The sequence below is a fragment of the Pseudomonas sp. 2VD genome (assembly GCF_005503585.1).
Lineage (GTDB): Bacteria > Pseudomonadota > Gammaproteobacteria > Pseudomonadales > Pseudomonadaceae > Pseudomonas > Pseudomonas aeruginosa.
Window position 1 is genome coordinate 1 of the sequence record NZ_SCND01000266.1, and the last position, 8,842, is coordinate 8,842.

The 8,842-nt window shown below is 64.3% G+C and carries 7 protein-coding genes and 1 pseudogene; 1 reads left to right on the top strand and 7 read right to left on the bottom strand.

The features are described from left to right. Nucleotides 1–669, top strand: a 669-nt coding sequence (locus FFS27_RS23370; RefSeq protein ID WP_442962189.1) for a sodium:solute symporter family transporter, incomplete at its 5' end; no start/stop codon positions are given. Nucleotides 670–958: 289 nt separating this feature from the next. On the opposite strand, the gene FFS27_RS23380 is transcribed toward FFS27_RS23370, so the two are convergent. From FFS27_RS23380 to FFS27_RS23410, 7 genes and pseudogenes are all read right to left on the bottom strand, one after another. After that, the gene (locus FFS27_RS23380) at nt 959–1,879 is read right to left on the bottom strand and encodes an NAD(P)-dependent oxidoreductase (RefSeq protein WP_044727201.1); all 921 of its coding nucleotides are present in this window, start codon (nt 1,877–1,879) and stop codon (nt 959–961) included. An 88-nt stretch (nt 1,880–1,967) separates the two neighbouring features. Continuing rightward, a complete protein-coding gene (locus FFS27_RS23385) occupies nt 1,968–3,221 on the bottom strand; it encodes an aspartate aminotransferase family protein (RefSeq protein ID WP_021264767.1) in 1,254 nt (417 codons plus the stop codon). Nucleotides 3,222–3,266: 45 nt separating this feature from the next. Then, the gene (locus tag FFS27_RS23390; RefSeq protein WP_003089167.1) at nt 3,267–4,691 is read right to left on the bottom strand and encodes a gamma-aminobutyraldehyde dehydrogenase; all 1,425 of its coding nucleotides are present in this window, start codon (nt 4,689–4,691) and stop codon (nt 3,267–3,269) included. A gap of 78 nt (nt 4,692–4,769) precedes the next feature. Next, nucleotides 4,770–6,101, bottom strand: a complete 1,332-nt coding sequence (locus FFS27_RS23395) for an APC family permease (RefSeq protein WP_003089168.1) — start codon at nt 6,099–6,101, stop codon at nt 4,770–4,772. 12 nt (nt 6,102–6,113) lie between these two features. Next, entirely contained in the window at nt 6,114–7,271 is a 1,158-nt protein-coding gene (locus tag FFS27_RS23400) for an iron-containing alcohol dehydrogenase (protein ID WP_003089170.1), read from the bottom strand. A 229-nt stretch (nt 7,272–7,500) separates the two neighbouring features. Further along, the gene (locus tag FFS27_RS23405) at nt 7,501–8,376 is read right to left on the bottom strand and encodes an alpha/beta fold hydrolase (RefSeq protein WP_003089172.1); all 876 of its coding nucleotides are present in this window, start codon (nt 8,374–8,376) and stop codon (nt 7,501–7,503) included. Next, nucleotides 8,373–8,842, bottom strand: a pseudogene (locus FFS27_RS23410) (hypothetical protein); the annotation flags it as partial. The pseudogene FFS27_RS23410 and the gene FFS27_RS23405, both read right to left, overlap by 4 nt.

Consider the following 8,842-nt stretch of genomic DNA (forward strand, 5'->3'; position numbering starts at 1 on the left):
GGCGGGGAAGCGGGAGGCAAGCTGCTGGGCGGGGGCAACATGGTGGTCATGCACCTGGCCCAGGCAGTGGGAGGTAACCTGCTGCTGGGCTTCCTCTCCGCCGTGACCTTCGCCACCATCCTGGCCGTGGTGTCAGGCCTGGCCCTGGCCGGGGCGTCCGCTATCGCCCATGACCTGTATGCGCGGGTGATCATGAAGGGCGCGGCCAGCGAGGCGCAGGAGCTGCGGGTAACCAAGCTGGCAACCCTGGGCCTTGGCTTGGTGGCGATAGCCCTGGGCATCGTGTTCGAGAACATCAACGTGGCCTTCATGGTCGCCCTGGCCTTTGGCATCGCCGCTTCGGCCAACTTCCCGGTGCTGTTCCTGTCGATGTTCTGGTCCGGGCTGACCACCCGTGGCGCGTTGGCCGGTGGCTACGTCGGGTTGTTCAGCGCCATGGGCTTCGTGGTTTTCTCCAGGCTGGTGTGGGTGGATGTGTTGCACTTCGCCGAGCCGCTGTTCCCCTATACCCAGCCTGCGCTGTTCTCCATGCCGTTGGCGTTCCTGGTGGCGTATGGCGTTTCCCGCCTGGACCGGACCACGCGGGCCATGGCGGAAAGGGCAGCCTTCGCCGACCAGTACGTACGAGGCCAGACCGGCCTTGGCGCCAGCGGAGCCATAGACCACTGAGGCGCACACGGTCGCTGTCGAACGGGTGGCAGGCTTTGAGGCTGTCTGTCGCCCGAGGCCTGGCTAGTGCCCCCGGAAGATGTCTCCGATACCGACGGTGGGGTAGTGCTCCATGCGCTGAGCCGTCCCGCGGTTGACGACGGAAGGCTTCGAAAACAGTGCACTCAGGAAGATGACCAGTACAAGGACAGCCGTTAGAAAACCGAATCGGCGCATATGATTCTCCAGCGATTTTTTATAGTTGTTGTCTTCGGGCGCTATCCACGAGGACCTTAGAAGCGCAGCGCAGTCACTGTCCCGCCGCGCTTGCGGTGTCGCATTCGCGGGCGAACAGGCGGGTGACGGCTACGATGTCCTGATCGCCATAGCCCATGGCTGCCGCGCGTTGCACGGCCTGGCACAGCGCGTCGAAGACCGGCGTCCAGGCCCCTTGTGCGTGCAGGGCTCCGGCGATATGGGCGAAGGCCTGGGCATGCACATCGAGCCTCGCCTGATCGCCTGCGAAATCCTGCGCTTCCAGCCGACGGACCGCTTCCTCGAGTGCATCGGCGACGAAAAAGCGCGACGTGTCGAGCATGAGCCGAGCGGTCTTCGAAGGCGGCAGGCCGAAGTGGACACCAGCCCCCACGGCCTCGAAGAAAGCCACCATCGCGGCAAACGCATGCGCGTGGAGCACGGTGGCGAAGGCCAATGCTTCGTCCCAGGGGAGGAACGTCGTATGACCGGCAAGCCCCTCAAGCAGCGCCCGATGCCGTTCGAAGGCCTCAGGATCACCGGTATGAATGCTGTGGCTTTCGCGACGACCAACATTGCGCGGGTAGGCCACGATCATCCCTTTGACGTAATGGCCGCCCGCGCGGTTGACGAGACTCTGAAGCGCCAGGCCCTCGTCCCGGGCGTTGGTCGTGTAATCCACGATCGTACGGTTGGCCAGTGCCTGCATCACACCTGGCATCCCGAGCACCTCATGGGTCGCCTGGTTGTCCAGGAGCACGAAGATCGTGGCCGGGCTTGCAGCCAGCGCGGCTTCGGCGCTCTCGCACAGGTGAGCGCCAGCGGCGACGAGCGCCGCGGCCTTGCCGGGTGAGCGGTTCCAGATCGCCACGCGCCTGCCTTGCCTGAGCAACGCTTGGGCCATGATGGTTCCCATGGCTCCGAGCCCGATCACGGACACTTCGAACTCGACGCTTTCATCATTGTGTTCACGCACGCTCGAGGTCTCCTGATTATTGTTCTGGCTGATGTCCAACAGGTCTCCGGCCTGCGCTTCAACACAGGCCGAAGGGTGACCCTGGCAGCTATTCGCCCAGCGCTGCCGCGACCGATTCGCCGAAGGCCCTGAGGCCGTCTTCGAGTTGGTCGGTCGGAGTGTTCAGCGGTGGCATCAGCTTGATGATTTCGCCATTCGGGCCGCAGCGGTCGACCAGCACGCCCGCTTGCAGCACGCGCTGCTGGGCGTCCTTGGCGACCTCGACGTTGCCGCGGCCGAAATCGATGCCGGCGATCATGCCGCGACAACGCGCGAACGCGACGCCTGGAATTTCCGCAAAGCCGGCAACCGCGCGCTCCATGGCCGCGCAGTTGTCGGCCAGCAATTTCAGGAACTGCTCATCGTGCCAATAGCTGAGCGCGATGCGGGCGGTCAGGAACGCCAACTGGTTGCCGCGGAAGGTGCCGATGTGATCGCCCGGTTGCCATACATCCAGCCCGGCACGAAGCAACACGATCGCCATCGGCAGGCCGAAGCCGCCGATCGATTTGGCGCAGGTGATCAGGTCCGGCACCACCCCGGAGCGCTCGAAGCCGAAGAAGTCGCCGGTGCGGCCGCAACCGGCCTGGATCTCGTCGCAGATAAGCAGCACGCCGTGGTCGGTGGTCCACTTGCGCAAGCGTTGCAGCCATTGGTTGGAAGCCGGGTAGACGCCGGCCTGGATCTGCACCGACTCGACGATCACCGCCGCCGGCAGCTCCGAGCCGCTGCCCTGGTCGTTGGCCAGGCGCTCGAGGAAGCCAATGCTGTCGAATTCGCCATAGGGGCTGTCTTCGTAGGGCACGAACACCACGTCGGTGGAAAGCCCGGGGCCACGGCGAGTGCGGTTGCCGGTGACGGCCAGGGCGCCGGCGGTCATGCCGTGGTAAGCCCCGTAGAACGATACGACCTTGGTACGCCCGGTCGCCTTGCGCGCCAGCTTCAACGCCGCCTCGACGGCGTCGGCACCGGTCGGGCCGGTGAACTGGACCTTGTAGTCCCAGCCGCGTGGCTTGAACAGGTCGCGCTCGATCGCTTCCAGGAACTGGCGCTTGGTGGTGGTGTGCAGGTCGAGGGCGTGGGTCACGCCGTTGGCCGACAGATACGCGATCAGCGCATCGCGCATGCGCGGGTCGTTGTGGCCATAGTTCAGGGCGCCGGCGCCGGCGAAGAAGTCCAGGTATTCGCGGCCATCTTCGCCGCGGATCCTGCTGCCTTGTGCGGTATCGAACACCAGGGGCAAGTCGCGGCAGTACATCCGCACGTTGGACTCGAGCCTTTCGAACGTCTCGATGTTGTTCATGCAAACCTCTTGAAAAATGATCTGGGTAGTCCGGGGTGTGGGCGGTCAGTGCTTGAACATCACGTGGCGCACCACGGTGTAGTCTTCCAGGCCGTACATCGACAGGTCCTTGCCGTAGCCGGACAGCTTGACCCCGCCGTGGGGCATTTCGCTGACCAGCATGAAGTGGGTGTTGACCCAGGTGCAGCCGTATTGCAGGCGGGCGGCCAGGCGATGAGCGCGCCCCACATCGGCGGTCCATACCGAAGACGCCAGGCCGTAATCGGAGTCGTTCGCCCAAGCCAGCGCCTGGGCTTCATCCTCGAACGACGAGACGGTCACCACCGGGCCGAAGATCTCGCGGCGCACCACCTCATCCTCCTGCGTAGCGCCGGCCAGGACCGTCGGCTCGAAGAAGAAGCCGGCACCCTCGGCGCGCTTGCCGCCGGTGACCACTTCGATGTGCGGCAACTCCCTGGCCCGGTTCACGAACCCCTCGACACGCTCCAGATGCTCCTTGGTGATCAGCGGTCCCATCTCGGTCGCCGGATCGTCCGGCAGCCCGCACCGGATGCTGGATACGGCCTCGCCGAGCTTGCGAACGAACTCCTGGTAGACCCCTTTCTGCACATAGAGGCGGCACGCGGCGGTACAGTCCTGGCCGGCGTTGTAGAAGCCGAAGGCGCGGATGCCTTCGACGGCGGCGTCGATGTCGGCATCGTCGAAGATCAGTACAGGAGCCTTGCCCCCCAACTCCATGTGCATGCGTTTCACGCTCTCGGCCGTACCTTCGATGATCCGGCTGCCGGTGCGCACGGAGCCGGTCAGCGACACCATACGCACCTGGGCATGGCTGGTCAGCGGCTCACCCACCGAGGCACCTCGACCGTGGACGATGTTGACCACGCCGGCGGGGAAGATCTCGGCAAGCAGCTCGCCCAGTTTCAAGGTACTCAGCGGCGTGTGCTCCGACGGTTTCAGCACCACGGTGTTGCCGCCGGCCAATGCCGGGCCGAGTTTCCACGCTGCCATCAGCAACGGATAGTTCCACGGCGCGATGGAGGCGACCACGCCCACCGCGTCGCGGCGGATCATCGAGGTATGCCCCGCGACGTACTCTCCCGCCGCCGAGCCCTGCAGGCAGCGCACGGCGCCGGCAAAGAAACGGAACACGTCCGACACGGCGGGCAGTTCGTCCAGCAGCACGGCGTTGAAAGGCTTGCCGCAGTTGTCCGCCTCCAGGCGAGCGAACACGTGCGCCTGGGCATCGATGCGCTCGGCGAGCTTGAGCAGCAGGGTCGCGCGATCCTTGGGCGGCGTTTGCGACCAGGCGTCGAAGGCCGCATCCGCGCTCTGCACCGCGGCATGGACCTGGGCGCCGCTGGCCTCGGTAATTCGCACCAGGACGTTGCCCTGGGACGGGTTGTACACCGCGTGGCTCTCGCCTTCGCCGGCCACCAGGGCACCATTGATCAGAAGTTTGGTTTGCATATCGATTCTCGCCATTGAAGGGCAGGCTCGAAGCCGGCCTTGTGGTTGTTGTCAGAGCGTTCGATAGAAGGGTGGTCGCTACGCCAGCGCGTCGGGCACCGGGTTGCGGAAGAAGCTGGTCCGGCAAGCGAGATAGACCGCCCCCAGGCCCAGCCAGCTACAGCCCATGATCAGCGCCTCTTTATCCAGGCTGACCAGCATCCACCCGGCCGTGACCAGGCCAACGAGCGGGCAGAGCACCCCGCGCAACAAGCCCGCCCCGTCTCCGAGGCGGGTATCGAAGGAGAGCCGCAACGCGCAAAGGTTGACTGCGCTGAAGGCGAGAAACGCGCCGAAATTGACCAGGGACGTCGCGGTGGCGATCGTCAGGGCAAAACCCGCGCAGCCGAAAATGCCGCAGAGCAGAATGTTGAAGGCCGGGGTCTTGTAGCGAGGATGCAGGGCACCGAACAGCTTGCGCGGCAGTTGGTTGTCCCGCCCCAGGGCGTACAGCAGCCGGCCCACGCTGGCCTGGAACGACATGCCTGCGGCGAAGTGAGCGATGATGATCCCCGCCAGGACCACGCCGAAGAACAGGTCGCCGCCGATCATGCGGGCGATCTCGAAGGCGGCGCCGTCCACATGCTCGAAGGCGGGGGAGGGGTGCGCCAGGTACATGAAGTACGACGAGCCGACGTAGACCGAGCCGCCGATCAATGCGACCAGCAGGATCGCGCGCGGCAGTGTCCGGTCCGGGTCGCGGGTCTCCTCGCTGAGCGTGGACAGCGCGTCGAAGCCCAGGAACGAGTACGCGGCAATGGCGGCGCCGGCCATGCTGGTGGCGAAGGACACGTCCGGGTTGAAGAACGGCTTGGCCGACAGCAGCCCGCCAGGGCCGTTGGCCGCGACGATGTAGTGCACGCACAGGCTGATGAACACGACGATGATGGCCAGTTGCGCGACCATCAACAGCACGTTGAAGCGGTTGGCGACCTGGATGCCCAGGATATTAAGCAGCGAGGTGGAGACGATGAAGCCGATGATCCACACCCATTGCGGCACCTCTGGAAAGGCCATGTTGAGGTAGCTGGCGCCGAGCAGCCAGATCAGCATCGGGATGAAGAAGTAATCGAGCAGGGCGGCCCAGCCCACCATGAAGCCGAGGTTCGCGCTCAGCATCTTGCGGGTATAGGTGTAGGCCGAACCGGCGACCGGGAACACCCTGACCAGCCGGCCATAGCTCAAGGCCGTGAACACCACGCCGATTGCCGCGATCAGGTAGGCCATCGCCGTGGTGTTGCCGCTGGCCTGCGTGATCACGCCATAGGTGCCGAACACGATCAACGGAGCGAGGAACGCCAGACCGAACAACAGAACGGAAAACGGACCCAGCGTGCGCTTCAATGAAGCGCCGGCGATTGATTCGCTCATGACTGGCCTCCTTCACGCTACGTAGTGGTAAGCGGCGGCGACGATTTCACGGTAGGTTTCCACCGTCATTTGCTTGGCATTGCTGCCGTCGGAGAAATTCTTCTTCGACTTTTCGGCGATGCTCAGGAAGTCTTCCTCGCGCACGCCTTTCACCTCGGCGAAGCGGGGGATGCCCAGGTCCTTGCTCATCTGGAACAGGTAGCCAACGGCGGCCTCGGCGGCCTCGGCCGGCGAGAGGTTGGGGTCGATACCCAGTGCATAGGCGACCTGCGCGTGGCGGGTGATGTCGGCGTCGCGGTTATGGCCGAACACGAAGGGCAGGAAGATCGCGTTGCCCACGCCGTGTGGCGTGTCGTACATGCCACCGATGGCTTCGGAAATGCAGTGCACGCTGCCGACGTCCGCGTTACCGAAGGCCATGCCGGCGATCAGGCTGGCCACCAGCATTTGCTCGCGTGCATGCAGGTTGCCCGGCTCCAGTACGGCGGGCCTGAGGTATTGGCTGATCAGGCGGATGGCATGCAGCGCCAGCCCGTCGCTGATCGGGTTCGACACGCGGCAGGTGTAGGCTTCGATGGCGTGGGTGAGGGCATCCATGCCGGTTGCGGCGGCAATCGATGCAGGCAGCGTGTCGAGAATGCGGGAGTCGAGCAATGCCAGAACGGGGCCCACCCGGTAATCCTGGACGCTCATCTTGAAATGCCGGGCGGTATCGGTGATCACCGAGAAACAGGTCACTTCGCTGCCGGTTCCGGCGGTGGTCGGGATGGCGACGATAGGCGGGATGGCGTGCCTGAGGGTGAAAGAGCCCTCGTAGTCTTCGATCCGACCCTCGTGGGTCAGCAGCAGGCTGATCGCCTTGGCCGCGTCCATCGCGCTGCCGCCGCCGATGGCCAGCAGGCCTTGGATACCTTTGCCGCGATACAGCTGCGCCGCCTGGTTGATGTCTTCGCTGCGAGGGTTTGCCTTGACGTCCGATATCTCGTCGAACGCGATCTCCCACTCATTCAGGCTGGCATACACGCCATTCAACAGGCCTGCGGCCTTTACCCCGGCGTCCGTCACGATCAGCACATGCGCCATGCCGAGTTCCCGCAGGTATTCGCCGGTGCGCTCACGCAGGCCGGGTCCCATCACGACTTTGGCGGGGAGTAAGAACTTGAATTCCATACGTACCTCTTGCTCGATTTTTGTCGTTGTTGAACGGCAGTGGAGGAATTCACGCGCAGGGCGAACCAACGGCCCGGCGTGTGATGCATGGCTCTGCGGTCGAGAATCAACCGGGAACCTTTTTGTCTTATGTGGGCCTGGATAAGCACGAACTTCGAAAAGCCCCATGCAAGTCCCGAGGTGTAAAAAGAGGGGCGGCACCCACCCGCCCCTGAAGGGATGTTCCGTCCTAATGCATTTGGCCTGCGAGCAGGGAGAGCAGCGTTCCTGTCAGGCAGGCGGGGAAGTCATGCCCCATTCCCGGCAACAGCACCAAGCGTGCCCTGGGAATGGCCGCCGCCGTGGCGAAGCCTCCGCTGGTGGCGACCATGAGGTCTTTCTCAGCATGGATGACCAGCGTGTTGCAGCGAATTCGCTGGAGTTCCTGCGTTCGGTCGCCCGAGTTGATGATGGCGCCGATCTGCCTCGCCATCCCGAGGTTGCTCGCTTCCCCGCCGCCTCGTTCCCAGGCTTGCATGGCGTAGTCGCGATGGGCCTGCTCGTCCCATTCCAGCGTCGTACCGACGGAACGCATGATCTCCACATAGTCGCGAACGCTCTCCTGCTGGTTCCGGGGAGGGCGCCGGAGAAGCTGCAAGATGGTCTTGAACGCTGGCTGGCCTACTCGCAGCGATCCTGTCGTCGAGAAGATGGACGCCAGGCTCATGACTCGCTGCGGATAACGAGCGGCAAGTGTCTGGGCGATCATGCCGCCCATCGACATCCCTACGACGTGCGCCGCACCCAGGCGCAGGCCATCCATGAGGCCGATCACATCGTCGGCCATGTCGCCCAGGTCATACCCCGCAGTCGGTTTACGGAAGAACTGTTGCAGGGTCGTGGGCGGGGTAACCTCGGTGAAGAAAGACCTGCCCGAGTCACGGTTGTCCAGCGTGATCACGCGCAGGCCCCGCTCGACCAGACCGGCGATGAGCGCTTCAGGCCAATAGATCAATTGCAGCCCCAGGCCGACGATGAGGATGACCGCAGGCGCGGTTTCCGGACCGTGGCTGCGATAGCAGAGGCTACGCTTGCCCGGTAGCTCGCAGAACCGATCCGCAGTCATCGCCCGCCGCCCTGAGTCTGAAGCGCCACGCTTCTGTGCAGGTAGGCGTCAGGCACCGTGCTGAACCGGAGGCATTCGTCGGCGACCTTCCCTCGGCGCAAAAGCTTGATGTCACGGAAGTAATCCATCGACATCACCCAGGGCTCGCGAGGCCCCTGGCGCGGCATGCTATCCAATGCCCGCTGGACATATCCGGCCCCGAAATCCAGCAGGGGACGGGTTTCGACACCATCCGGCGCCTTCGGCTCGCAGACGTTATGGCCCTGGCTGTCCATGAAGCCCAGCAAGCGACAGAAGTGGTCGCACAGCAGGCACACTTTCAGCGTCCAGGATGAGTTGGTATAGCCCACCGCAAAGGCAAAGTTGGGTACGCCGGAAAGCATCGTGCCCTTGTACGCCAGCGTCTGGCTCAAGTCCGGCACGGAACTGAAGGCCGATATCATCATCACGGCCACCGGTCTGAACG

Excerpts from the sequence above, each read along its gene's own strand:
- FFS27_RS23385 (WP_021264767.1), bottom strand. The coding sequence starts at position 3,221 with ATGAACAACATCGAGACGTTCGAAAGGCTCGAGTCCAACGTGCGGATG.
- FFS27_RS23390 (WP_003089167.1), bottom strand. The coding sequence starts at position 4,691 with ATGCAAACCAAACTTCTGATCAATGGTGCCCTGGTGGCCGGCGAAGGC.
- FFS27_RS23395 (WP_003089168.1), bottom strand. The coding sequence starts at position 6,101 with ATGAGCGAATCAATCGCCGGCGCTTCATTGAAGCGCACGCTGGGTCCG.
- FFS27_RS23400 (WP_003089170.1), bottom strand. The coding sequence starts at position 7,271 with ATGGAATTCAAGTTCTTACTCCCCGCCAAAGTCGTGATGGGACCCGGC.
- FFS27_RS23405 (WP_003089172.1), bottom strand. The coding sequence starts at position 8,376 with ATGACTGCGGATCGGTTCTGCGAGCTACCGGGCAAGCGTAGCCTCTGC.